The following is a 24,979-nucleotide window of genomic DNA, read 5'->3' on the forward strand; positions in this document are numbered from 1 at the left end:
CGAAGAGCAGTTGAAGCCAGAACGGCATCTTGCTAAAGTATGCGGCGAACGTGGCTCACACGAATAAGCGTGTAAATGCGTTATAAGCCGGCTCGATCATACTGCCCTCATTTCCCGCCTCAATTTGTACATGCCAACACCCTTGCCCAAAAATATCGGTGCACCAATACCCTGAGCCAGAAACCGATCTATCTGCTTACTGCCGTTATCGTAATGACCATGTAGGAGGCCGCTATTTTAAGGGTGTAGAAAACAGCTACATTGGTACAAAAGATGGAGATGGAGAGCTGGGCGATGCCTGGGTAAACATCTCACGGTTCTGGAATCTGGCACCCAGCGACAGGACAGGCGCTCACCTTTGTACCTGAAAGCGACGGGCAAGGATGCCATTGATCCATACGAACAAACTGATAAGGAGTCCCTCGATCCATCCAAACAAAATACTCAGACAGAACCCATCTATCTCTTGGTCAAAAAGCCGAAAAAACTGTTTTCGGATACCCCGGGTCAGGTAAGTCCTTCCTCGCGGAGGAGATTGCAGACTCATTGAGCTTTGATGCGAGCAAATTTCACAACGAAACGTTCAATATTTCACAGGTTGACAAACCGTCAAGGATTGTCGAGCCTTCAAGCAGATCCAGCCATAAATCTCCAGGACAAAATTCCCTTTATCCGCTGGGATGGGTTTGACACCGTTTTTCAGGGCGTTCCAGCCGGATAGCCGATCCATTTCCTTATGCCAATGCAGGGCGCTGTGTTTTTTGATGGTACAATCAAACGCACTTTAACCTGCATCCCTCAGAGAATGTAGTTTTTGACACCAATAGGTCTCAAAATACATAGTGCAGCAAAGCCGCAATAAAATCCCCTCTATCAAGAGGAATGAGGGGATAAAAACTTACGGAAAAAGAAAGATTTTACGCTGTGATACTATAATGCGGTTGTTTCATAAAACTGTTTTTTGCTTTTCAGCATCAAAATCGAATAGATTAAAGATTTCCTTGAATAACACTGGAACATGTTATCAAAAGGCATATTTTGGGCGTAGCACTTCCCTGTTGGTTAGCAATCACAACCGAAGGGAACCCCTTTCTAAAACCCAACAGAGCAAAGGAAGGGACTTTTACAACCGTCTAAACGCAGCATCACCACCCCATGTCGGGACATCAGTGAAAGTTCTTTTACGTCAACTGATCTTGCAAAGCTTGTAAGGGTAGTGATGATCCGTACGCTTCTGACTAAACAGCCAAAGATAGGGTTTATTGCTCTGGATCTGCTTGCATATCTGCTCCATCTCCCCCTTCAATATGGTATACGCAGCCTTGAGTGGATTATCACGGCCAGCGAATGGATGTGGGCCGAAGTGTATAAGACAATCCACCTGCCTTCTTACGAAGTCATACGGCTTCATGTCAAACCATCCGGAGCGAATAATAATGAGTTTTATCAACCTTCCTGCAAACAGATCAATTGCGGTAAACTGTCAACCGAACCGCCCATCGAGCTTACATGGAAGAGAGAAAAAAATGAATGAATGTTTACGACACATGGGGTTGTATATGAATAAAGAACCATCCGCCATGGCAAACAGAAACGGTTGTTTCATAGGAATGTGTCATAATGACAAGCAAGGAGATTGTCTTACCGTATGTAAAGTTTAGATTTCAGATTTTGGATTTCTGTAGTGTATGCGTCCCGCTTTCATATCCGTGGTACGTCAATCGTCCCAGGTTAACAGGATGATCGCACTTTTTCGTTCTCGATATTTATGACGTTCACAAGATTATGTTGCTTAATCGCACTCTGAAATCCCGACTTGCACAACAAAGACATTCCTTACTATTACCCTTGGTTTTTTTGTATCGTTCGGTAAAGATAAACAAGGCATAACTACGAAAGCCAATAAATAAGTTGTAAAGTCCGATAGGTGTGGTTGAGATACAAAATCCAGTCACTAATGAAAATATTGGGTGGATTGGGCTTGCTCTGATTAATCCAACCATGTCTGTTATTCCTTTACATCTGTCTGGTTTTAAGGAATAGACAAGTAACAAGGAAGATAACATCGCCTCCATCAGCAAGTGGTGGGGAAGGCGCTTCATGGCTTTTGGGAAAAATCCCGGACACCTTAATGGCCATTAACCGTAATGTTCGGCTCTTTCTTGTTTTTATCTTCTGCGCAATAGCCACATAACCAATGAGAAGATGATACTGATGATAATACATGTTGTGATGGGAAAGTAAAAGCTAAAGTTTTTCCTTTGAATGGCAATGTCACCGGGCAGCCTTCCCAGAAAGGGGATCTTCCCTCCCAGCACAAACAGCCCTCCTACAATAATCATAAGAATGCCCAGACCTATAAAAATCTTGCCGAATGCGCTCAATTCACCCATAACATGTACCTTCCGTTTCTCAATCCGCCCAAATAGGATATTGGATCCATAGTATAGTACTTTATCAAAATCTAACACAAACAAATGTCATTGCTAGGAGTGGTGAAACAAAACAATCCGTTGTTATAAAAGACTTAAGATTGCTTCGCTTTCGCTCGCAATGACGATAACATATGCTGACATCTTTAACATAAATATGAACAAAATTAACCTGTCAGGATTTAAAACTCTGATAGGGTTGCCTCCAGCAAGGCAAAGGCATTGCTCTGCGTCAATTTGTTTTTGCATTTCCTAAAAAGTCGGATTTTATAACACAAAACCCAACTATTTTTTTATATAAACAAACGTAATAGCAATTTCAGCGTTATCCAGTCAGAAATTTGCATGTCTTGTTTTATTGCTTTCGAGATATCATTTCCGCATGTTATCATGGGGAATCCAGGAAGTTCAGGATTCACTGGATACCCGATAAAAGCGTTCGGATAGGACAAAAACCGTATTGCAATCTGCACAAAACAAATTGCGTGGCACTGGTGGTTTATCCCCAGCACAGGCCAACCACAAGGGACTTCATTGTGAGCTCAGCCGAATGATCGGCACTGCCTTTTTCAAAAATCTACTCATGATTTAACCAAACGTATTCCTTGTATGCAAATTTAATCTGCAGGAGAACACGGATCTGTGCCTCAATGACCATGGGTAGTTATTGTAAACATTGACGTCTGGCAAGGTTTTAGCCGTTTGGCTGAAATAACAAAAAAGACTTGCTAAACGCACACAGAATTCAATTGAAGTGAAGAAACCTTCATATTACAATGCACCAGCATTCAATTCTGCATAACTTTAATATGAAGGAATTTCAATCCTTTGAGCCTTCTCTGGAAAGAGGGAATATAGGGATGGGTAAAATGCTGAAACATACTCCCGGCCCATAGGTAGCCTGATTAATTTTCTTATAGCCAACGACAATAGAAAGTTATCATTCCTGCGAAGAAAGTGATACGGAAGCTAAATATAAAGATCACCGAGGACCAAATTTCATGTCTATTTTAAACTTTCGCTGTATTTTTCTATTACCCTTTATCATCGTGTGCATGAGTGGAGGTTGTGGTATACAAGACCCCGATTTCTACAATCGCCAAGGTGTTTCTTTGGACAGTCAGGGCAGAATAAACGATGCCCTTAAAGAGTATAAAAAGGCATTGAAACTAGACCCCTTTAACCGGGAAGCGTACAATAATCTTGCTGTATCTTACCATAAAAAGGGATTGTTTGTTGAGGCGATTGAAGAGTATAAAAAGGTATTGGAACTCTATCCGTATGACCCGCAGGCGTTGTATAACCTTGGTACCATCTATGCAAGAAACAACGTACAGGATGCGGCGATTTTTGTCTGGGAAAAGGCTGTTGAATTAAAACCTGATTTTTCTGATGCACACTACGTTTTAGGATTAGCCTATACACAGAAAAAAAAGTATGCTGAAGCTATACAAGAATATAAAAAGGTACTCGATAAAAAACCAGACGACGCAATTACTCATAACAACCTGGGCGTTGTTTATACCGAAACAGGGCACCTGGACGAAGCCATTAACGAACTCAAAAAATCCATTTCCATGAATCCATCCATAGCAATGACCTACAAAAATCTTGAGATAGCATATAGGAAAAAGGGATTGGAAGCAGACGCTAATAACGCAATTAAACAATACGAGGAATTAGCTAAAAAGAATCAAGCGAAATAACTTAGAGTTAACGACAAAAGAAAGTTGTCATTCCTGCAAAAGCAGGAATCCAGTATTTTACGCTAGTGTTCTGGATTTCCACTTGCAAGAGAATGATAAGGCGACATTACTATAGTAAACGTAACAAATAAGTATATATGCAAGCACCCTTGCCAGGGCTGCAGCCCGAAGCAATCTCCAGTGCCTGGATTGCCCCGAGGAGTTTATACAGAGCAATGCGAATGCGTCCGCAATGGCAATGTTCTTTTGCGTTCACCGTAGCCAAAATCCCATCCTTTAACGGAAAAGTACACAGCCTATCAGGATATGAACGTGACTTGTTAAAGAACGGCAACATGCAATTGTCTCTGTTATGGGTGCTTTACTTTACCGGGTCATATCCGGAACTCCCAAAGGGATGACACCGCAATACACGCCATATACCAAGGCATATGCCCCATAAGATACCCTTCTTTTGTATCGCATCAATCATATATTGGGAACAGGTGGGCTCATAACGGCAGGAAGGATGCAAGAAGGGTGAGATAATAAACTGATATGCATGAATAAGTTTAATGATGATAAACTTCATGGGCACAGACTTCATTAATTTTAATAAGTAATTTCTTAAATCCGTCTTCAATATCAGACCGTTTCAGATCGGAAGAAAAGGGCTGACGCGGAATGGCAATTATGTCAACGTGCACTGCAAGTAAGTGTTTATTTAGCCGGTAAACCTCTCTCAGCAATCGTTTGGCACGATTCCGCCGCACGGCATTTCCTACCTTCTTGCTTACCACCAGCCCCAGCCGGGAATGCGGAAGGCTATTTACTACTACGTAGAGGACAACCTTCGCATCTTTGAATACCTTCCCTTCCTGAAAAACTCTTTCAAATTCCCTCTTTAAAGTCAACCGTTCCGCTTTCGTAAATCGATACTTCATAAGGCAAATTCACGCATTCAAAAAGGGGAGTAAGAAAAATTTCACAGCGTTATTTCTAGCTTTTCAAGCAAATACTGTCTCAAGATAAACGCAATCCAACAGCCCCGTCAATGAGGGTTTGACGGTAGGGTTTTTCATGTTGCTATACTATCTTTTTAGACATGTGTACCTTAGCAGAAGAACAAGATGAAGTCAATGGGTTCATGGGCAAGATTTAAGTACACCCCACGACCTTTTTAATTTCATCAGACAATGGCAACGGTCTGAAGCCCAATGAAATAGCGCTCGTGCTATCTAGTGAAACGTCCGGCGGTCTTGGCGCCGCCAAGATCAAATCCTTTTGTTTGGAGGGTATCAACCTGGCTTCAGAAATGTTCAAAGTATTCGCCAGTAGCTCGCCAAACTCATACCGGGAGATACGTTTGTTGCCGCCTATGTGGAGTAATCCATGCACTTTTTCAAGGGACAGAAAAATTCCGGATACAGCAGCGATTACGCTTACCGGGGTTCTGAATTCATCAACAAAAAGCTGCAATTCCCTTCCCGTTTTTATCGCTTCTATCATGGGCTGAATGAAGCTTTTGGCACCTGGTCCGGGAATGCCAAACATCAAAGACAATCGGCAAATAGCAATCATGGGATGGCGTTTCATCATGCCCTCCTCAGCCAGTACCTTTTGTTCTCCATAAAAATTGACGGGACAAACCGGATCTTCCTCACGATAAGGGGCGCTCAAACCATCGAAAACCAGATCCGTTGAGGTAAAAACACAGGGAATTCCATAATCTGCACAAAGACCCGCAATATTAACAGATGCATCTACATTGACCTTCTGTGATTCAGCCGGGTTGATTTGGCAAAAATTCGGATCCGTTTTCGCCGCAGTATGGATTACGGCGTCGGGACGTATCTGCCGGAATATCTTCTTCACTGCTTTAAAATCAATTAGATCGGCTTTCACGACAGGCATACCTGCAATGTCTCCTGAATGGGAAAAAGTCGTCCCGGTGACATCCCATGTTCGTTTCGCTGCCTGACAAACATTCCATCCCAAAAATCCGCGAGCACCCGTAACGAGCAATTTCTTCATAAAAGCGCCTCATTAGATGTCTGCAAAGGTCGTTGGATTCCTGTATCCGTTGAAGCATTTATTCACTTACGGACTCCAACTCCACGTGCATTTCCTCCCATCGGTTATAGAGGGCGCTCAATTCCTGGGTAATCGCCTTATATTGTTTATTGACCTCCACAGATTTCGCTTTGTCGTCATAAAGCGACGGATCTGAAAAGATACGGTCTATTTCCTTTTTTTGAGTTTCCAGGAAGGCAATTTTTTCTTCTATGGTTTGGACATCTTTGGCGAGTTTTCTTCTTCTGGCATTTTGCTCCTTCTTAAGTAAATACTGTTGCTTTTGTGAATTGGTTTCTTCAGACTTACGATGCAAGACTTCCGTTGCCCTGCCTTCCGCAGTTTCCCCAAGTAAATCAGACACCTTTTTTTCGAGAAAGTCCCGCATACTACCCAAATGGGTGAGGATCTTCTGGTTTCTTAATTCGTAAACTTTTGTGACAAGACCATCAAGGAAATCCCTGTCATGGGATACAATCAACAGGCTTCCTGCATAATCCAGCAGTGCATCCTTGAGTATCTTCTTAGTCGCGATGTCGATATGATTTGTTGGCTCATCCATGATGAGAAAATTGGTAGGCTTGAGAAGCATCTTGGCAAGAGATAGCCGGGATTTTTCACCGCCGCTCAGAACATTGACACTCTTAAAGATGTCGTCACCGGAAAAAAGGAAAGCACCCAGGATATGGCGAATATGGGGAATCATGGAAAGTGGGGCAACCGTCTCGATTTCCTGTAATACGGTATTTTGCGTATTCAATTTCTCTGCATGTTCCTGGGCAAAATAATCAAAAGATACATTATACCCCATCCTGATCGTTCCGGCGTATGGTTGCTCAATACCAGCTATGATGCGGAGTAAAGTGGATTTTCCAGACCCATTCTGCCCGACAAGGGCGACCTTTTCTCCCCGTTCAAGGGAAAGGCAAATACCCTGGAATATCGACCCTCCATCATATTTGTGTGAAACATCTTTTACACCCAATACCGAGATGCCGCTTTGTTTTGAAGGAGGAAACCGGAATTTGATCTGCTCTATCGTGTTTTCAGGCAGTTCTTCCTTCTCCATTTTTTCAAGCATAAGGATGCGGCTCTGTACCTGTGATGCCTTGGTGTTCTTCGCCCGGAAACGTTCAATAAACCGTTCCACCTCTTTGATCTTTTTCTGCTGATTGACGTAACGCGCTGTCTGTAATTCCATCCGATTCTTTTTTTCAATCTCATACAAGGAATAATTTCCATAGTATTCATGGATTTTCCCCTTCTCCAATTCCCAGATCTTGGTAACGTTTCGATCAAGGAATGCGCGGTCGTGTGATATGATAATCAGACCTCCTTTAAATCCCCTGAGATATTCTTCCAGCCAGAGGATTGAATCGATATCCAGATGATTGGTTGGTTCGTCCAGGAGGAGTACATTGGGTTCCTGCAGTAACAACCGGGAAAGGGCAACCCGCATCTGCCATCCGCCGCTGAAAGTACCAATGTCTCTTGTAAAATCTGATTCCTTAAACCCCATTCCTTTTAAAACCTTGCCCGTTTCCGCTTCAATCTTTGCGCTGTTGACAACCTCGAGCTGATGCTGCAGATGTGCGTAATTATCCAGGAGCATCTGATGGTCCTCACCTCGTATGACAGGATCTTCCAATTGGGTGTGGATGGTATCAATCTGATGCTTCAGGTGGAGAATGTCCTCAAAGGCAGAACTGGTTTCTTCAAATACCGTCTTTTTCCTGAAGACGAACCCTTCCTGGGGAAGGTAGCCAGTATTTGCATCTTTTGAACAAACAAGATCGCCTCCATCCGGCTCAATGAATCTGCCAATGAGTTTGAAGAGGGTAGATTTTCCGGCACCGTTGGGTCCGATCAAACCGATCCGATCGTTTCTTCTGATGTGAAGAGAAACGTTGTCAACAATGGCTTTTGATCCGAAGGTAAGGCTAATGTTATTCAGACGAATCATTTTATCCCGCCATACACCGCTTCCTGATATTCCTTCCAGAAACACTCGGCAGTGCGGAATCCGGCCTCTGCAATAATTTGAAGCTCGTCCATCAGGCATAACGGGTTATCACCGGACTCTTTCTCTTTATCAGACAATGCTGAGGAAATTTCGTCCAGGGACTTCTCTTCGTGCCTGATTTCACGCGTTCTCTCTTGTATACCCTGATAGTACAAACGCCGGAATCTGGCCTCAAGTACAGCGTCGGCCGTTTTTAAAACATCACAATTTATAAACCAGCCATGCGGTCTTAAAATTGACTGAACGTAGTTGAGGAGCGTAAGCTTCTCCTCCCGATATAAATGGTGAAGAGCAAAAGAAGATACCACGGCGTCGACAGAGGAATGGGCGTCCATTGTTTTCGGTAAATCCTGAAATGTGGAGACATGGAATGTGACGTGTTCAAGGCGATTGTTAAGCCTTGCTTTGGCCTTTTCGATCATGAGCGCTGCCGCATCAACAGCAATAATCTCCGCGCGGGGAAACATTTCGATGATCTTGTGAGAAAGGTAGCCGGTACCGGCGCCCAAGTCTAAGACACGCAAATGTTCCGTTCTGTTAAAGGGCAAGACCTCACACACGACGGATGCCATTTTAACACGGTTTGGATGCCAGATGTCCATATCGGCATCGTAAGAAGCTACAATATTGGAGTTATTAAAGGCGTAGACCGTTTCTCTCAAGGCATTTTTCTCCATAACGGCAATCATGAAAAAATAATAGCAGATTATATTTTGTGCAATTATAATAAAAATATTATGAAAAGTAAATCTACAAGAGACTTAAGAAAAGGCAAAAAGAGAAATCCCGCTTCTAAACTGGTGTGTCCCGGGAAGCGACTGACACAGGCGGCGGTGCGAAGGTTTCAAGAAAGGATTTACCTGCATTATCAGGCACATGGCCGTAAACTTCCCTGGAGAACAACGCAAGACCCGTATCGGATCCTGGTTTCGGAAATTATGCTCCAGCAAACCCAGGTACAAACGGTTATGGGGAAGTATGAACCGTTTATCAGTACATTTCCTGATTTTCCAAGCCTCGCCAGGGCATCACTACGCATGGTTCTTCAGAAATGGCAGGGGCTGGGTTACAACCGGCGGGCAATAGCTTTGATGCAGATTGCTCAAAGGGTTACGGATGAGTTTTACGGGAAGCTTCCCTCGTCGGTGGAAACGTTAAAGACTTTTCCCGGAATCGGCGCGGCAACTGCCGCTTCAATTGCTGCATTTGCCTTTCATAAACCGACCGTTTTTATTGAAACGAATATACGCAGAGTATTTATCCATAGCTTTTTCCACGATAGAACAAATATCAGAGACGCTGAAATCCTTCCTCTGGTAGAACAGACCCTGCATACTTCTCATCCCCGTGAATGGTATTATGCCCTTATGGATTATGGAGTAATGTTGAAGCAAAACCACGAAAATCCAAACAGGAGAAGCGCTCATTATCAAAAGCAACCTCCCTTTCAAGGCTCCAACCGGCAGATTCGGGGAATGATTCTGAAAGCGCTCACTACCAAATCATGTCTTTCCGAGCAAGAAATTGCACAAAAGCTTCACCTGAGTCGGGAAAAGATAAAATACAATCTTGTTCAATTAGAAAAAGAGGGGTTTATTAAAAGAAAGAGGAGAAAAATTACCTTAGCAGAGAATTTATAAATCTTAAATCCGGCGCATCTCGTTCCTGATCATTGCCTCTGGCTCATCAGTTCAGAAATGTTTGAAATCTCAACAAGCCGCATAAAAAAACTACGCTGAATATCTTTTTCCCATTACCTTTGGAAGAAAAGAAGTGTTACGTCAGTAATGTATAAATACAGGCGCTTATTTACTCTATAACCTGTGAAATGCCTTGACTCAATGGAAGGACAAGCTTAACAGGTATGTTGTTTGCTTAATTCCGTTACAAATTTTCTCTTCAAAAAGAGATTAAGCATTACAACGTCTTCTGGATTTATTTCAGGTATTATCTATGCGTCTTCGGTTGAAAATCGGTATTTGCCTGTCTTTTTTTATCCTCGGACCCTTGGGTTGTTATGTGCCGCCGGCTTCCAAACCCATGCCTGCCACGAGGCCTGTTGAAAGCGCCATGATTCCTGTGAAACCTCAGAAAAGGGAAGAGTCTTATATCATAAGTCAACTTGATCATTATTTTGTACGGGACTGGAGATACATTGTTATTCACCACAGCGCCTCAGCATCTGGCAGCGCCGCTGATTTTGATAAATATCACAGAAAGAAAAGAAGATGGGAGAATGGCCTGGGCTATCATTTTGTGATCGGCAATGGAAATGGAACCTCTGACGGAAAAATCGAGATAGGAAACCGATGGAAAAACCAAATAGACGGCGCCCACGCCGGTGTGGAAGAATACAACCACTATGGCATAGGAATTTGCCTGGTGGGAAATTTTAATGAATCGCGTCCAACATCAGCTCAGATGGCATCCCTTTCGACCTTAGTTGAGTATTTGAAAAACAGATGCCGGATCCCCGCTGAAAATGTGATCATGCACCGACACTTCAGGCAAACTGAATGTCCGGGAAGAAACTTTCCTTATTACAAATTGCTTGCAAATACTTATTTCTAAGGTATCGACGGAATATCGTACACCCAGCACACAACAGTCAAAATGCGGCAGAGCAGCAAATACACCTTTTGGGTTTCAGATCTAGGCGCAGACACCTCCCCTTTGTGAATAGTCATTGCTTTTCCTTGGCCTTCAAAAAGGCATTCATTTCTGCTTGGATACGGGGCGTATCAATTTCTTTGGCCTTATTATAGCATAGGATGCAGATGTCTCCCCTAGTGGTAGTCATCTTTTTCCATTCATCCTTTTCTCCGAGATAAAGACCACACTTCCAGCAGTTAGCCATAGGAATTTCCTCTGTTATTTTTTATAACTGAACAAATCTTTCCACAAATCTTTCCACAAGATAGGCAAGGTATTCTATGTCGATGTAAGCTTCCGCACTGCTATCTAAAAAAAGCTTGCAACTTGCCGAAAACTCTTCATCCGCATCCCAAAAGCACAGATACAAGGGTATCTGTGGCAAGAGGTCAAAGCGGAAGACATAATCTGCTTTCATTTTTCCCCGGGTTTCTATGCCACCTAACTCTTTGCAGCACGCCTTCAGACGATTCATATTTTTATTAAATGTTGCCGCAACTTTTTCTTCTGCATTCCGTTGAAATGCCTTTACATGCGAGGCAGTATGAGGAAAATATCCCAGGGTCACCCACTCTCCCGTTAAGGGCTTGTTTCCTTTTCTCCGGATATAGTCATAGATGATAATCTTTGCCCACGAATCGCGGCAATAGGCATCATTTTCAAACAGGCCATCTTTTCGCATTTCGTATGGCTTGCTCAACATGGTGAGTTTTATCATTTCCCCACCTTTACAGATATCAAAATGACCTCCCGTGGCAATGGCTGCTTCTTTGAAATTCGTCCGTTTGGCCTCGGCTTCTAGTTCAATACTCACCCGCTCATAATTATCCTCCATGGTCACGGCAGGTGTTTGAATTGCCAGTTCCCTGGTTTCTTCTGTCACATAAGGGCAATCATTCATCCTGAGTAGGGCATTTTGTACTTTCAGTGCAAAGGCCATGCAGGTAGGGAGTCCACATTTGCCACAATTTGTCCTGGGTAGCTTTTTGTATATTTCAAGCATCAAATTTCAATCTTATCGTTTTTCTCTGAAGGCGCATTCCCGATTTATTGTATTGTCGCGTAAAATCTTTCTTTTTTCGCAAGGTCTTTATATCCCTCAGTTGCATCCCTCTTGATAGGAGGAATCTGGTTGCGGCTTCGCTGCGCTATGAATATCGGCTGGGTAGGATAGGTATTGCCCACGGCAAGGTACGCCTCGCTGCTACTATTTTATACGAGGTACTCCTTCATATCGTTCGTGCATAATTTTACAAGATATCGGGAATGCACCTGTTTATGTTATCTGCAAAAGGCACGAACAAACGGAGTTTGTCCGTGCCACCCCAAAAACCGCTTAACATAACACGCATACGGCATTCCCTCTCGTAAGGGAGGGTCGCTGTTTGTGCGTGAGGAAATGCTTAACTAATCTTTGTAAATCTGGACTTTGGCGCCCCGCAGATGGGACAGGTATCTGGCGCTTCTCTCTCTACCGTATTTCCGCAGACCTGGCAGACATAATACTCCACATCTTCATTTTTTCCCAGATGCTGCAATGCCTTTTGATAAAGATCCGCATGGATCTTCTCTACTTTATTGGCAATTTCAAAGCTCCGCAGGGCTTCTTTGTTTCCCTCCTTTTTAGCTTCCTCAATCATCTGGGGGTACATCTTGGTGAACTCATACGTTTCTCCTGCAATGGCCTCCTGAATATTTTCTTTTGTTGTCTTAATACCGCCCATAACCCTTAAATGGTTGTGGGCATGTACCGTTTCAGCCTCCGCCGCAGCACGGAAGAGTTTTGCCACCTGCTTAAAGCCCTCTTCTTCTGCCTTTTTGCCAAAGGCAAGATATTTCCTGTTGGCCTGCGATTCACCTGCAAAGGCATTCTGTAAGTTATCTTTTGTCGACATCCCTTCATTTCTCCTTTCTTTTTATCAGCAATAAAATGATACCGGTAAAATAATTATCTGAAAATGACAATCAAACAATAGTATAATACATACTCTTTAATGTCAATGATCTCGTTTGTTGGGATTCCGGATTTTAGCATTTAATCACTATTTCGTCGGATTCGTTGAATCTTATCCCGAAGCTCAGCCGCACGTTCAAACTCCAATGCCTCCGCTGCCCTGAGCATCTCCTCCTCCAGTTCGTTTACAAACTCCTGAGTAATGTATTCTTCCTCGCTTTCTGCAACGGTTTCGTACACGAGCTTATGCGATGAAATCTCATCATTGATGCCCTTTTTGATCTCTTTTTGTATGGTTTTCGGGGTAATATTATGTTTTTTATTGTAAGCCAGTTGAAGTTCCCGTCGCCTGTTGGTTTCATCCATAGCACGTTTCATGGAATTTGTTATCTCATCGGCATATAAGATAACCTCGGCATTTACGTTCCTTGCCGTTCGGCCGATAGTCTGTATCAGGGAGGTTTCGGAACGCAGAAATCCTTCTTTGTCGGCATCAAGAATTGCTACGAGAGAAACTTCCGGTAAATCCAGTCCTTCCCTGAGGAGATTAACACCCACCAGCACATCAAATTTTCCTATCCTCAAATCACGCAATATGGTTACCCTTTCTATCGCGTCTATTTCCGAGTGGAGGTACATGCCTTTGAGTCCTTCTTCCTGGATATATTCGCTCAGGTCTTCGGCAAGACGTTTCGTCAACGTCGTTACCAGCACCCGTTCCCTCCTCTGTGCCCGCTTCTTAATTTGTTTCAGGAGGTCCCCTACCTGAGTTTTGGCAGGTTTCACATAGATTATCGGATCGACAAGACCGGTTGGACGAATAATCTGTTCGGCCACCCTGCCCTTGCTTTTCTCTAGCTCATAGTGGCCAGGCGTTGCCGAAACAAGCATGATCTGATGGATCCTCTTTTCCCATTCATCAAACCGCAAGGGGCGATTATCGAGTGCTGAAGGCAGGCGGAAACCATAGTTGACAAGCGTCTCCTTGCGCGCACGGTCGCCATGGTACATACCGGCAATCTGCGGGACAGAGACATGGGACTCATCAACAATAAGGAAAAATTCTTTGGGAAAGTAATCGAACAGGGTGTATGGCGTTTCGCCGGGCGCACGGGCACTGAGGTGTCTCGAATAATTTTCAATACCGTGACAATACCCCACCTCCAGAAGCATTTCCATGTCGTAGCGTGTTCGGGCCTCCAGACGTTGAGCCTCGAGTAGCTTTTCTTTTGAACGAAGTTCTTTCAACCGGTCATTCAATTCGTCTTCGATAGACCTGACTACCCCTTTGATCTTTCCCTCCGGCATAACGAAGTGTTTTGCCGGATAAACAGATATTTCCTTTACCTCCTGCACCGTATTCCCCGTTGTAGGATTAATTATGGAAATCCTGTCGACTTCGTCACCAAAAAATTCTATGCGATAAGCAAACTCCTCGTAGGCGGGAAATACCTCCACAACGTCTCCCCGCACCCGTAACGTGCCGCGAATGAACTGTATGTCGTTTCGTTCATACTGGATATCAATGAGACTCCTCAGGAGTTTGTTTCTTTCTATTGAATCACCCTTGCCCAGATGTACATACATTTCCTGATACTCTTCAGGCGAGCCCAATCCATAGATGCAGGAAACACTGGCGACAATGATAACATCCTTCCGTGACATGAGATTACTGGTGGCAGCCAGGCGCAGACGGTCAATCTCCTGATTGATCGTTGCTTCCTTTTCGATGTAGATATCCCGTTGTGGGATATATGCCTCGGGTTGATAATAGTCGTAATAACTGACAAAATATCCTACAGCATTTTCCGGAAAGAAGCTCTTGAATTCACTATAAAGCTGGGCTGCCAGGGTTTTATTATGGGTCATGACCAACGTAGGCTTTTCCAGGGCAGCAATCACGTTTGCCATGGTAAAGGTCTTTCCGGAACCAGTAACTCCCAACAAGGTTTGATACATGGTACCTTTTTGATAACCTTCTACGAGTTGATGTATTGCCTTTGGCTGGTCGCCCTGTGGTGTAAAAGGAGATACTAACTTAAATATAGACATTTTTTACCTCGACAACTTAGACAATTTTAAACGACAAAATCTCTTTGCCTGTAACTGAAATATCCGCAAGAAGCCTTTCTATGTTTCCTCCGATTGCGGCATAGGCAACAAATATTTTATCCGCCAGTTCTGCCATGAGCCGGTTCCTCCGGTTCGCTGTTTCTACGGTAACCCGCTTAACGTTCTCGTCAAATGGGGAAATGAGCAGGAGTCTGTTTTTGTTTAAGGCTTCTTGCAATTCTGGTTCGAGTCGTTTTTTAAACCCCCTTGCCAGTACAAGTATTATAGGCTGGTTTCCTTTTAAAAGGTAGTGCAAAACGTCTTTCTCTATTTTGGAATGAAAACCTGATACAACACAGACGCCTTTTTCCCTTTGTTCAATTGCCCAGTCATATGATTTGAGGATGATATCAGCAGGACACTTGCGGGAACATAGGAAGGCGATCTTGTATTGTTTGAGTATTTGTTTGTTCCCAATATAATGCAGGGGCGATGCATTTTTTGTAACAAAATCCTGGCACAATTCATTCGGTGAAAAAAATGCTTCGCCCCTACGGTTCGTTGTCGACATAATCCTGTCCCGTGCGGTATTTGATATCGTAGCGAATGCCTGTCCTGAGCTTAGCCGAAGAGATGAAATCTAATTCCTCATTCGTAAAATTGCATCTCTTTTTTGTTTCGTATTTCAATTCTTCTTCAGATACATTGCACCTGTCAGGATTATCCATATCATATGGCCACATAAGCGGATTATATGTGATATACCGGCGAATGGCATTTAAGGCATATTCGTTTCTGACAATGTGTTCATAATAATTGCGCTGCCAAAGCGTAGTGCCCGGGGATTTGTTCAATTGGTTGATTTTTCGTGTGGAAACAGATTTGAAATTCTGCATAATTGCCCCCAGCGAACCGGAGGATGTTCCATGAGGTGATTGCGTTATTGGGTGTAGGGGCGAAGCATTTTCCGTGACGAGACCTGGGCACGATTTCATGGGCGAGGAAAATGCTTCGCCCCTACGGTCGATATTGGCATCGGTGATGATGATAATCCCATGGATATGATTTGGCATAACAACGCATGCATCCAATCGAATGTGTGCAAAATGTTTCGGTATGTTATTCCAGCACGCATGAATCATAGTGCCAAATTTGTTCAATTGCATGATTTCGTCAGAAATTTCCCCAAAGAGGCATTTCCCTTTTTCTGTACACATGGTCACAAAATAAGCGCCTGGCCTGGTATAATCGTATCCCTTCAGCCGTATTGAACGGCGATGGTGTTTTTCAGGATCGTAATTTGTGTTTTTATTTTGTTGCATGGGTGTTTTATTACGTGTTTTTTTGATTACATGGGTTGTTGATTATCAATTGCCGATTGTTGATTGTAGGGGCGAAGCATTTTTTTGTTACAAGATTCTGGCACTATTCATTCGATGAAAAAAATGCTTCGCCCCTACGGTTTACGGTTTAACGTTTCTACATTTCATGGTTCATTGCCGTCATAATCCCGTCCCATGCGGTACTTGATGTCGTAGTTGATGATGAAGTCTAATTCCTCATCGGTGAAACCGTAATGCTGGGCTAATACCTTGTCGATTTCGTCTATGATGGGTTTGGATAATTTAGGATAAAACTCATCATATACAACTTTTCCAGTTGCTTTATACATACATTCCTTGCGTTGTTTATGTTGTTTCAAATCTTTCATAAGTCTTTCAGAAAGGACAGATAATTGTTCCTTTGTTTCTTTTGACATTTGAGCCAGTCCAATAGGAAAGTTTTCAATTTCCCTGAGGTTTAAATGACGGCAATCTGAAAGTATGATAAACCACCAATAAAAAAGGGAACTATTGAGTATTGCTACAACAACGGAAGCATCAATATTGTTTGATGCATGCAATTCTTTAACCTGTGTTGAAATCTGCTCACCATCCCTTTCGTTCCAGAAATATGGCGCAAAGTCCATTGCGCGAATCCAATATTGAGGAGCATTATGAAAATAAACATGATGTTGTGAGAATTCTTTTATGTAATAAACTACCTTTTCTAATTTATTTATTCGCTCTCGAATCAAATTAGCTGTAACATTACCTATTTTTGGAATCGAACCATCCATGATATATTTTGAGATTTCAGAAAAATTTAATAATTCAAAGAGCAGTGGACGTACATCGGAATACCAACGATTATAATTTGTTGAATAAATATTTTTTACTTTGAATTTGCCTTTTTTAGATAGCACAATGGTAGCCCGAATATGCTCTAATCCATCAAACAATTTAGCTGGTCGGTCGTCAAAGGTAGCAAACCAAACAGAATCATTGCTATTTGCGATTTTATTTTGTAGTGGTTTCATTCGGTCTGTACAGACTATTGGCAATTGCACAATCATTCCGCATCGTCCACCATTAGTAATTAAGTTTAATGAGCTTTCTATTACATACGCATACAAATTCCCGCAGTTTTCTGTTTGATAACCCTGAATTGTATATGTCTTTTTTACCTTTGAATACTCCACATACGGCGGATTACCAATAATCACATCAAACCCACCTTTGTCGTGTATGATCTCATAAAACTCTGCAAACCAGTGGAAGGGCTGGTGGGCGGCCTTCCATTTTTCAAAGTCCTTCGGCTTTCTCTCAACATCGATAGAATAGATTTGAGCAAGGTAGACATTCAACTTTTCATTTAACTTTTTCAGTCGTTCTTCTAAATCCTTTTTGGCGCCGCTCATCGCAGGACTGTCAATAAGTATCTGAGAATCTTTAAAGTGCTCATATGCCATCTTTATCATTTCTGCCTGTTCTTTTATTTCTTCTATCTCCTTTTTATAAAATGTGAGTTTGAATACCTTTTCTACATCTTCAAGCCTTGCAAAGCCCACAAGCGTATTGCCCGCCCGGATATTAAAATCAATATCAGGCAGTGGTTCCAGTCCCTGGTTTGGTTTTTTATAATCCACGTCTACCGTCGCCACCAGTTTCAGGAATAACCGCAGCTTGGCAATTTCCACCGCCTCATGCATGATGTCCACGCCGTAGATATTCTTCAAGATGATGTTCTTATAAATGAAATATTGAAGGTTGGGGTGTTCGGGTGATTTAACAAACTTTAAGGTGTCTTCAAAGAATTTGTATTTAGACACACCCCTTTGTCCCCTCTCGAGAGGGGAATTTTTGGACATACCCCTTTCATGAGGGGCATTGTTGGCATCTGCAACAAATGCCTCCATGCGCTGGATGCAGGCTTCGTAGAGTGATTCAAGGATGTTGATTGCGGCAAACAGGAATGCACCCGAACCGCAGGTGGGGTCGAGTATGGATATGTTTAATAGTGCCTTATAAAAATGTCTGATAAATTCGGGATCATCGCTGTTTTCAATGACGTCCTGGGCAAACTGCCGGATGTTGAGGTTATACGTAATAAAATCGTTTATCCCGTGTATTTCGCCGTTTTCAATCTTTGTTTTAATCTCTGCATAACGTCTCCTTCTTTCAACCACCTCGCGCCATATTTCCGTGGGTAGTCCATATTCGGGCGGGGCGGGTTTATTCCATAGTGTTCGTTTCGACACGTCATTCAATCCTTCGGCAATTTCAGGCGACAATGGTAATTGTTGTGGTAATGGTAGGGGCGAAGCATTCTCCGGTGTACTCAATCGTTTTGAATAATCGACATCTTGTGTTGTTGATAAATATTGTGTGGGTTGTGCGGGAGAATGCTTCGCCCCTACGGTGTCAACGATGCCGTGTTTGACAGCATCATACATGTATTTGTCAGGATCTGATTGTAACAATTTCCAGATTTCACCATCAGGGTTGAATGCCTTTGGATAATGTCTCTTTACCTCATCGAACAGATAGGGGATGATGCAGTTTTTACTGATGTAGTCCGTGATGTCCTCTTTTGTGTAATAAGCCCCCATGGACGCACGATCGTTAATGTATTTCTCAAATATATAGCCAATAACGTCGGGGTTTATGTCCCTCCCTGTGGCGGCAATACGTGTGTCCAGGTGCCATTCGTACTGATCAAAGAAGCTGAATACCTGCTCAAATGCCTCATCTGCTATCTCGATGTTGGCGTAGTTTTGCTCTATATGGTGGACATCGAACAAGCCGCCGTTGAGATACGGCACGATGCCGATTTCCTTGACAAGTTCCTGGGGTCTTTCATGAGAACCAAGTCCTTTATGGAAGAGGACGAGCAGGAAATTTCTATAAAATGAGTAAAACTTGTCCTTGCCTTTCTTCTCCTGTGTGGCTTTCAGTCTGTTTTTCAAATAGTCTTTGTCATTATCCAGAAATCCCTTTTTCTGGATAAAATAGATGAACATCAGGCGGTTCAGCATGAGGGATGCATACCAATCCTTATCCACATTTTCGCTAATGCCTTTTATGAAATTCAAAAATGAGGTGTGTTCTTTTTTGAACTGGTCGAAAAACCGTTTCGTAACCCTTTCTGCGTTAGTATTGAACTGCTCTTGTATGAGGGATTTGACATCCATGATACTGATCTTTTCCTCGTCATCGATGGAGAAGAAAAGCCCTTTGAGTTTCTGGAACAATAGTTCTGGTTCCTGATGTGTATAGTAGTTCGTCTCCCTTAGCGCTGTCGGCTTTCCTTGTTCACGCACTGCCAGTTGCCAGCATAGATGGCCTTGAGGCTGGTCACAAAAGATAATGAGGTGTTCAAAGTAGAGTTTGGTTATAACGCCGTCTATCTTCTTTCTGATGTGATAATCGGGTATTCTGCCATTATTTTCTGGTGAGCAGGCAAAGACGACAAATCCCTTTTTTTCAGCCACAGCATCCAGGGTGTACGATTTATTTTCGACGACTACCTGTTCTTTTTTCCTAACATTATCCCATCCCAATTCATTAAAGAGTTCTTTGAATTGAAAGGCGTTTATGAGCTGTTTAAAGCGTGTTTTGTTTATGGTTGCGGCCATTTTGATTTTTATAATTATTGTATTGTACGGTGTAGGGGCGAAGCATTTTCCGTGACAAGATATGGGCGCAATTTGTGTGGTAAGGAAAATGCTTCGCCCCTACTTTGTTTTGTTTTTAATTAACCCTAAAGAACAAATGATTTGGGGTTCTTTACAGGTCTTTTCATCTTCCTTTGTATTACACAATTTGTCTTCATCCCGTAATGATACAACTAAATTTGCCAGGTCTTCATCCGAAATACCAGCTTTTAGCTGCCTGTTTAATGTTTCCCGGGCAAATTCTTTTAAGGGGAATTTGTATAAATCATCTATCGCCCTTTTCAGCGCTTCATTTACAAACAGGGTGCCTTTGTATTCCTCATAGTAGCGGTTCAAGCGCATGTACGTCCTGTAACGCGCTCCAGATTTTTTACCTAGCTGACCGCCAATAGTGCTTTCAACGTGCTTTATATGTTCAATACCCTTTTCCACCAGTTTGTGATGATTATCCATTTTATATAATGCGGGGGTATTGGGGGTACATTCCGCTGCCTTAAGAATTTCAAGTTGAGACTGTGAAATGATTTCCCCCTTTCTATCCACCCATACTAAGACATCATTATCATCCGCCGTCCGTGTGTACACGACAACGCCTTCATCCTTTTTCATGTATTCTTGTTTTAGTGATTTCGTGGCATAAATTACATGAGGCAGATCAGGGATTGTCTTTTTCAGGGTTGGGTCGGCATCAGTGGCATTTTTCCATATCTGATAAGCATAGGACGCCAAATCAACCTCTGTGTCATCTTCTTCATCAAGAATGCCCTGTTTTTCGTTGTAAAAGTCATGAATTTTAACAGGGTCGCCGTCAAAAAATACCTCGTCAGAACCAACAACCTCGGCGTTTTCTTCTATCCTTTTTCTCAGCCTGCCTCTCAATTTTATAATTTTTTCTATGCCTTCTTCAGGTAAAAATGAATAGCAAAGAATTTTATCCGACTTCTGTCCAATTCTGTCTATCCTTCCTGCCCTTTGAATAAGCCGGATAATAGCCCAAGGCAGGTCATAATTCACAAGAATATGACAATCCTGCAGGTTTTGTCCTTCGCTTAAGACATCGGTTGTTATTAAAACCCTTATTTCATTAGAGGTATTTATAATTTCTTTTTTATCGTTGCTTACCGGGCTAAATCTGTAAACGTAACTTGTAGGGTCTTCGCTGTCGCCGGTAACGCACTCTATCTGCTTTATATTTCTCCTTTTCAATTCGTCTCGCAGATAATATGCCGTGTCTGCAAACTGGGTAAAGATTAAAATTTTATCTGTTGAGTGTTTTTTTATACAGAGATCGTATAAGGCGTTTAATTGCCTGTCTTCAGCGGGATTCCAGTCCTTGCCGATCTTTAAAATCTTCAAAATTTCTTTGTTGTCATTGAGCAATATATTTTTTAGTGTCGCTTGAAAGAATCCGCTTCTGATCCAGTCAAAACGGTTATGGTAGCTTGTTTCGTATAATGTATAAATTTTTTCGGCCTGTACATAGTAGTCTTCTTCATGAAGTAAAATCCTGATTGCGCCTTCATTTGTGCCTGCATTATCCGGGTCAACGTCATCCAGGAACTCGTCAAGCAAATTTGCCTCCTGGGCGCCAATGGGAAGGGGGAGGTTATTCTCTATTGCATACGCATAAATAGAGTTACGCAGAACATGCCGGCTCAATGATACCAGAAAGGAATAACCGCTGCTTTCGAGCCTTTTAAAGAGGTTGGTTCTGCAAAAGCCCATGAGCCGTTTGCCTGCATGGGAGAGATTATCCTGGATGACGGTTTCTTCTTTTGTTGGTTTAAGAGTAGTCTTTTTATCGAGATAATTGCCCAGTCCATATCTCGGAAGATTTAAACCATTAATGGTATCTACAATGACGTCAGAGTATAGTTGCGCATATTGATCTTTCGGGTTGTTGGGATTGAAGTCGTATTCAACTTTCTTTGGCAATCTGTCGGGAAAATAGGAACGACCTCCATCCGAAAACAAGAGATATTTCCTTCCATTGGCGGGATCGGTTTCAGCGTAGTTCTGTTTAATAAAGCTTCTTGGCCTTCTTACCATATACAGCCGCATCAGTTCACGCCAATCATCTGCATAATCACTTTTTTCGAATGCAGGCAACGTTGTTGCAGGGTATTGATATTTTGCCATAAACTGAACCCTGCCGCCGATGCTTTCAATAAACTTCTCCGGGCATATGCCCAGATCTTTATCTTCCGGAATAAAAAGCCGGAGCTGGTTGGACAGGTCAAGATATGTTTTATTATAGGGGGTAGCTGAGAGCATAATAACCTTGCTCTCGTTAATCTGGATGTATTCCTGAATAGCCCTGTATCTCTTGCCTTCCCTGTTTCGTAAATTATGGCTTTCGTCAATAATGATTAACCGGTATCTCCTCAATGTTGGCAGAGCCGATTGAACTTGAGTAATGGGCAAGACCTTTGCCCGCAATTGATATGTATGCGCGTAGTCCTCCCACATATTTGTAAGGTTCCTGGGGCAGATGATGAGCGTTTCAAGGAAGAAGTCTTCCTCAAATATCTTGGCTAAAGCGGTGGCTGTAAGGGTTTTCCCGAACCCAACAACATCGCCAATTATGACACCATCCCTCTTATTCAGGTAATGTGCGGCTATCGAGACGGCTTTTTGCTGGAAACCATGCAATTTCTCCTGAAGAATCTTTGGGATTTTAAATTCTGTCAATCCTGCACGCGCCTCGCGAGATAAATGGTAGGCAATTTTCAGATAGATGTGATAAGGCGAAACTAATCTGTCGGCAGCCCAGCTCGTATCAATTATTTCAATCAATTCTTTGGATATATCTATGCACCACCTGTCGTTCCATCTATCCTCGAACCAGGTTGAAAGTTTTAATGCTGCGTCCTGTTCCAGGACATCAACATTTAATTCGCCCTGATGAAGCAGACCGGCAAGGGTTAAATTGCTGCTGCCTAAGTAACCAATAATGGGACTAATCTTGTCATCTCTGAATAAGAGATATAATTTGGCATGTAACGGATGTTTTAAATAAAGTTTAACAACGACCTTTTTGTCTTTTATTTGTTGCGATAACTTTCTTAAGCCGATCTCGTCTTCTTCCGTTGGGATGCCAATGGTTAACTGATCCTTAAATTCCTGCGCCAGTTTCTTTTTAATGGCGGATGCTGTTTGATTGTCAATAAGACCCTGCTCAGTTTTATAAAAATATTCACGTATGATTTCAAGGGGAGGTTTTTGCATGCCGATGAGCAGTCTGCAACAATTACCATCACCCCCTTTGAGACTATCTATCCGGGCAGCAATCTCTTTCCACCCCCTCAGATTGAAATAGCCAACGCAGAAGTCGCCCCTGTGAGACACTTCTAAGGTATTATTTAATCCCTGAACTAAATGATTTTCGATGTTGTCAAAGATTTTCGGCAAGTTTACCCCTTGTAATACTCAGAAGACTTGTATTTTGAAATGATTTCGTCGACAAAGACTTTTACGGTTGAGGCGATGGGTACGGCCAGTAGTAATCCTAAAAATCCAAACAACTGGCTGCAGATCAGGATGGAAAGGATCACCATGACAGGACTCAGCCCCAGCCCCTTTCCCATGATCCGGGGGGTTATTACGGTTGCCTCAAGCATTTGTCCTACACCAAAGGTCATTAAGACGTACACAATGTGTGCGAAATCGTGAAAATGGAAGACTGACAGAACGGAGGCCAGGAATATCCCCGTGCCGGTGCCAACATAGGGAATCAGATTGCCAAAACCCCCTGCAAAGCCGAGAAGGAATGACAGGGGGACGCCTGCTATGGTCAAACCAATGCTGTAGATAAGGGAAAGAATAAGACAGACGACGAGCTGTCCCCGCAGAAAATGCCTGAGATTGTCATTCACCCTCGATAAGACCCTCACTGCGTAGTCTCTTTTCGATGCGGGAAAAAAGTCCTTTATAGACTTGGCTATGATATTAAAGTCCTTGAGCAGGTAAACGGATACGATGCTGAAGATGATGAAATTTAAGAGGATATCAAAAAAACCAAAGGTGCTATAAAAAATATTCCTGACACTATTGGTAAGAAACCCCATAACATTGGGTAGATACTTTTTAAATTTCCAGGCGATCTGTACGAACATCGTCCTTTTAACGTCCGGTCCTCTTTCATGGGCAGCATCTTGCGAAGAGACAGATCTCCCTTCCTCGCGTTCACCCATGTTTGCAGATTTCGTTTTATCAGAATCCATGACAGAGACAGGTTCCTTGAATTCCTGCAATATTAATTTAACTGTCCGGCCAAATTCTGTATCTTTATACCTTTCGACCCACGATTCCAAGGCAGCCTGATATTTTGGGTAATGGTCTTTAATCATACCGCCAACCTGATATATTCCACTGGCTGTTTTCGGAATTGCGTAAGTAAGAAATCCGGCGGTAGTCAGGAGAACGGCAATGATAATGAAGACGATACCAAATCCACGCTGGATGTGTTTCCGGGTAAATGGCCACGTTTTCCGTTCAAAGAAATCAACCGCAGGATCGAAGATATAGGCAACAATAAATGCCATGAGAAGGGAAATGAGCGTGCCTCTCAGGAAATAACACAAAATAAAAAAGATAATAATCGAAATGCCCGCGAGCATTACGCGTATCCACAGATTGTCCAGCATTTTTTGCCGTTCGTTTTTCATACGGTCTATTCCTGGTTACCCATGTGTGCACTGGTTGTTACTGAGCCTACCGTTATATAATCTCTGATAGCCGCTATGACGGAAGCCCCCATGCCTTTTACCTTATCGAGATCATCCAGGGTTGTAAAATTGCCATGTCTTTCGCGATAAGCAACAATGGCCTTCGCCTTTGTCTCACCCAACGCAGGCAGTAAAACCAGCTCATGCCAGGGGCATGTATTAATATCGAATTTAATTTTTATATCCTCCGGTTTAAGGCTACTGACTATCTCCGTTTTGGGCAACCACCAATGATAATCCATGCCCGCTTTTATTATGCTACCAATAAAAAGCGTTGTTGCTAAAAAGTAGATGGTAATAAGTTGCTTTTTTGTGGGGGAGAATCCGTCGGATGGTTTTTGTGCTATAGTCATAATACCTGCCTTTTGTTTAGCATATTGCACGG

At 42.7% G+C, this 24,979-nt stretch carries 22 protein-coding genes; 6 read left to right on the top strand and 16 right to left on the bottom strand.

The annotated features are described in order from the left end of the window. The first annotated feature begins 158 nt into the window (after nt 1–158). From BIY37_RS11410 to BIY37_RS14085, 3 genes are all read left to right on the top strand, one after another. Nucleotides 159–368 carry a hypothetical protein gene (locus BIY37_RS11410; protein WP_070067975.1) on the top strand — a complete coding sequence of 70 codons (210 nt, stop codon included), beginning with the start codon at nt 159–161 and terminating at the stop codon, nt 366–368. Nucleotides 369–1,219: 851 nt separating this feature from the next. Beyond that, a complete protein-coding gene (locus BIY37_RS11420; protein WP_070067977.1) occupies nt 1,220–1,534 on the top strand; it encodes a hypothetical protein in 315 nt (104 codons plus the stop codon). Further along, nucleotides 1,527–1,661 (top strand): hypothetical protein, encoded by a 135-nt coding sequence (locus BIY37_RS14085; protein ID WP_261340857.1) that lies wholly within the window; start codon nt 1,527–1,529, stop codon nt 1,659–1,661. Before BIY37_RS11420 ends, BIY37_RS14085 begins: the two co-directional genes overlap by 8 nt. Nucleotides 1,662–2,168: 507 nt before the next feature. On the opposite strand, the gene BIY37_RS11425 is transcribed toward BIY37_RS14085, so the two are convergent. After that, entirely contained in the window at nt 2,169–2,393 is a 225-nt protein-coding gene (locus tag BIY37_RS11425) for a DUF2905 domain-containing protein (RefSeq protein WP_070067978.1), read from the bottom strand. Between the two features lie 1,040 nt (nt 2,394–3,433). Between BIY37_RS11425 and BIY37_RS11430 the strand changes: the two genes are divergently transcribed. Continuing rightward, nucleotides 3,434–4,138, top strand: coding sequence for a tetratricopeptide repeat protein (locus BIY37_RS11430; protein WP_070067979.1), 705 nt, complete (start codon nt 3,434–3,436; stop codon nt 4,136–4,138). Between the two features lie 361 nt (nt 4,139–4,499). Here the strand turns inward: BIY37_RS11430 and yidD are convergent, their stop codons facing one another. The 5 genes from yidD to BIY37_RS11460 all read right to left on the bottom strand — a co-directional run bounded on the left by yidD (nt 4,500) and on the right by BIY37_RS11460 (nt 8,875). Continuing rightward, on the bottom strand, nt 4,500–4,709 hold the full coding sequence (gene yidD / locus BIY37_RS11440; RefSeq protein ID WP_070067981.1) for a membrane protein insertion efficiency factor YidD: 210 nt from the start codon (nt 4,707–4,709) through the stop codon (nt 4,500–4,502). After that, nucleotides 4,690–5,061, bottom strand: a complete 372-nt coding sequence (gene rnpA, locus BIY37_RS11445) for a ribonuclease P protein component (RefSeq protein ID WP_070067982.1) — start codon at nt 5,059–5,061, stop codon at nt 4,690–4,692. The genes yidD and rnpA overlap by 20 nt, the downstream gene beginning before the upstream one ends. A gap of 214 nt (nt 5,062–5,275) precedes the next feature. After that, a complete protein-coding gene (locus BIY37_RS11450) occupies nt 5,276–6,151 on the bottom strand; it encodes an SDR family oxidoreductase (protein WP_070067983.1) in 876 nt (291 codons plus the stop codon). Nucleotides 6,152–6,209: 58 nt separating this feature from the next. Further along, nucleotides 6,210–8,153: a ribosomal protection-like ABC-F family protein gene (gene abc-f, locus BIY37_RS11455; protein WP_070067984.1), complete on the bottom strand. Its 1,944-nt coding sequence runs from the start codon at nt 8,151–8,153 to the stop codon at nt 6,210–6,212. Then, the gene (locus BIY37_RS11460; RefSeq protein ID WP_179129385.1) at nt 8,150–8,875 is read right to left on the bottom strand and encodes a class I SAM-dependent methyltransferase; all 726 of its coding nucleotides are present in this window, start codon (nt 8,873–8,875) and stop codon (nt 8,150–8,152) included. Before BIY37_RS11460 ends, abc-f begins: the two co-directional genes overlap by 4 nt. A gap of 75 nt (nt 8,876–8,950) precedes the next feature. Between BIY37_RS11460 and BIY37_RS11465 the strand changes: the two genes are divergently transcribed. Together BIY37_RS11465 and BIY37_RS11470 are read left to right on the top strand one after the other, a co-directional pair. Continuing rightward, nucleotides 8,951–9,853, top strand: a complete 903-nt coding sequence (locus BIY37_RS11465) for a winged helix-turn-helix transcriptional regulator (RefSeq protein ID WP_070068001.1) — start codon at nt 8,951–8,953, stop codon at nt 9,851–9,853. Nucleotides 9,854–10,178: 325 nt separating this feature from the next. Beyond that, the gene (locus BIY37_RS11470) at nt 10,179–10,784 is read left to right on the top strand and encodes a peptidoglycan recognition protein family protein (RefSeq protein WP_179129386.1); all 606 of its coding nucleotides are present in this window, start codon (nt 10,179–10,181) and stop codon (nt 10,782–10,784) included. Between the two features lie 112 nt (nt 10,785–10,896). On the opposite strand, the gene BIY37_RS13580 is transcribed toward BIY37_RS11470, so the two are convergent. From BIY37_RS13580 to BIY37_RS11515, 10 genes are all read right to left on the bottom strand, one after another. Beyond that, a complete protein-coding gene (locus BIY37_RS13580) occupies nt 10,897–11,070 on the bottom strand; it encodes a hypothetical protein (protein WP_179129387.1) in 174 nt (57 codons plus the stop codon). A gap of 21 nt (nt 11,071–11,091) precedes the next feature. After that, nucleotides 11,092–11,868 (bottom strand): DUF3786 domain-containing protein, encoded by a 777-nt coding sequence (locus tag BIY37_RS11475; RefSeq protein ID WP_070067986.1) that lies wholly within the window; start codon nt 11,866–11,868, stop codon nt 11,092–11,094. 400 nt (nt 11,869–12,268) lie between these two features. Continuing rightward, nucleotides 12,269–12,760 carry a rubrerythrin family protein gene (locus BIY37_RS11480; protein ID WP_070067987.1) on the bottom strand — a complete coding sequence of 164 codons (492 nt, stop codon included), beginning with the start codon at nt 12,758–12,760 and terminating at the stop codon, nt 12,269–12,271. Nucleotides 12,761–12,900: 140 nt separating this feature from the next. After that, a complete protein-coding gene (gene uvrB, locus BIY37_RS11485; protein WP_070067988.1) occupies nt 12,901–14,871 on the bottom strand; it encodes an excinuclease ABC subunit UvrB in 1,971 nt (656 codons plus the stop codon). Nucleotides 14,872–14,887: 16 nt separating this feature from the next. Then, complete coding sequence (locus tag BIY37_RS11490) at nt 14,888–15,442, bottom strand: DNA-processing protein DprA (RefSeq protein WP_179129388.1); 555 nt, start codon at nt 15,440–15,442, stop codon at nt 14,888–14,890. Beyond that, nucleotides 15,423–16,193, bottom strand: a complete 771-nt coding sequence (locus BIY37_RS11495; RefSeq protein WP_070067989.1) for a transposase — start codon at nt 16,191–16,193, stop codon at nt 15,423–15,425. Before BIY37_RS11495 ends, BIY37_RS11490 begins: the two co-directional genes overlap by 20 nt. A 164-nt stretch (nt 16,194–16,357) precedes the next feature. Continuing rightward, nucleotides 16,358–19,828 (bottom strand): Eco57I restriction-modification methylase domain-containing protein, encoded by a 3,471-nt coding sequence (locus BIY37_RS11500; RefSeq protein WP_070067990.1) that lies wholly within the window; start codon nt 19,826–19,828, stop codon nt 16,358–16,360. 99 nt (nt 19,829–19,927) lie between these two features. Further along, nucleotides 19,928–23,278 (bottom strand): helicase-related protein, encoded by a 3,351-nt coding sequence (locus BIY37_RS11505; RefSeq protein ID WP_070067991.1) that lies wholly within the window; start codon nt 23,276–23,278, stop codon nt 19,928–19,930. Nucleotides 23,279–23,280: 2 nt separating this feature from the next. After that, complete coding sequence (locus BIY37_RS11510; protein WP_070067992.1) at nt 23,281–24,534, bottom strand: AI-2E family transporter; 1,254 nt, start codon at nt 24,532–24,534, stop codon at nt 23,281–23,283. Nucleotides 24,535–24,539: 5 nt separating this feature from the next. Continuing rightward, nucleotides 24,540–24,947 carry a ComEA family DNA-binding protein gene (locus BIY37_RS11515; protein ID WP_143299263.1) on the bottom strand — a complete coding sequence of 136 codons (408 nt, stop codon included), beginning with the start codon at nt 24,945–24,947 and terminating at the stop codon, nt 24,540–24,542. Between the last annotated feature and the right edge of the window lie 32 nt (nt 24,948–24,979).

The organism is Candidatus Brocadia sapporoensis, from assembly GCF_001753675.2.
In the GTDB taxonomy this organism is placed as follows: domain Bacteria; phylum Planctomycetota; class Brocadiia; order Brocadiales; family Brocadiaceae; genus Brocadia; species Brocadia sapporoensis.

Excerpts from the sequence above, each read along its gene's own strand:
- BIY37_RS11495 (WP_070067989.1), bottom strand. The coding sequence starts at position 16,193 with ATGCAACAAAATAAAAACACAAATTACGATCCTGAAAAACACCATCGC.
- BIY37_RS13580 (WP_179129387.1), bottom strand. The coding sequence starts at position 11,070 with ATGGCTAACTGCTGGAAGTGTGGTCTTTATCTCGGAGAAAAGGATGAA.
- BIY37_RS11490 (WP_179129388.1), bottom strand. The coding sequence starts at position 15,442 with ATGTCGACAACGAACCGTAGGGGCGAAGCATTTTTTTCACCGAATGAA.
- BIY37_RS11475 (WP_070067986.1), bottom strand. The coding sequence starts at position 11,868 with ATGCTTGAAATATACAAAAAGCTACCCAGGACAAATTGTGGCAAATGT.
- BIY37_RS11420 (WP_070067977.1), top strand. The coding sequence starts at position 1,220 with ATGATCCGTACGCTTCTGACTAAACAGCCAAAGATAGGGTTTATTGCT.
- abc-f (WP_070067984.1), bottom strand. The coding sequence starts at position 8,153 with ATGATTCGTCTGAATAACATTAGCCTTACCTTCGGATCAAAAGCCATT.
- rnpA (WP_070067982.1), bottom strand. The coding sequence starts at position 5,061 with ATGAAGTATCGATTTACGAAAGCGGAACGGTTGACTTTAAAGAGGGAA.
- yidD (WP_070067981.1), bottom strand. The coding sequence starts at position 4,709 with ATGAAGTTTATCATCATTAAACTTATTCATGCATATCAGTTTATTATC.
- BIY37_RS11480 (WP_070067987.1), bottom strand. The coding sequence starts at position 12,760 with ATGTCGACAAAAGATAACTTACAGAATGCCTTTGCAGGTGAATCGCAG.
- BIY37_RS11430 (WP_070067979.1), top strand. The coding sequence starts at position 3,434 with ATGTCTATTTTAAACTTTCGCTGTATTTTTCTATTACCCTTTATCATC.
- BIY37_RS11515 (WP_143299263.1), bottom strand. The coding sequence starts at position 24,947 with ATGACTATAGCACAAAAACCATCCGACGGATTCTCCCCCACAAAAAAG.
- BIY37_RS11500 (WP_070067990.1), bottom strand. The coding sequence starts at position 19,828 with ATGGCCGCAACCATAAACAAAACACGCTTTAAACAGCTCATAAACGCC.
- BIY37_RS11425 (WP_070067978.1), bottom strand. The coding sequence starts at position 2,393 with ATGGGTGAATTGAGCGCATTCGGCAAGATTTTTATAGGTCTGGGCATT.
- BIY37_RS14085 (WP_261340857.1), top strand. The coding sequence starts at position 1,527 with ATGAATGAATGTTTACGACACATGGGGTTGTATATGAATAAAGAACCA.
- BIY37_RS11465 (WP_070068001.1), top strand. The coding sequence starts at position 8,951 with ATGAAAAGTAAATCTACAAGAGACTTAAGAAAAGGCAAAAAGAGAAAT.
- BIY37_RS11450 (WP_070067983.1), bottom strand. The coding sequence starts at position 6,151 with ATGAAGAAATTGCTCGTTACGGGTGCTCGCGGATTTTTGGGATGGAAT.
- BIY37_RS11510 (WP_070067992.1), bottom strand. The coding sequence starts at position 24,534 with ATGAAAAACGAACGGCAAAAAATGCTGGACAATCTGTGGATACGCGTA.
- uvrB (WP_070067988.1), bottom strand. The coding sequence starts at position 14,871 with ATGTCTATATTTAAGTTAGTATCTCCTTTTACACCACAGGGCGACCAG.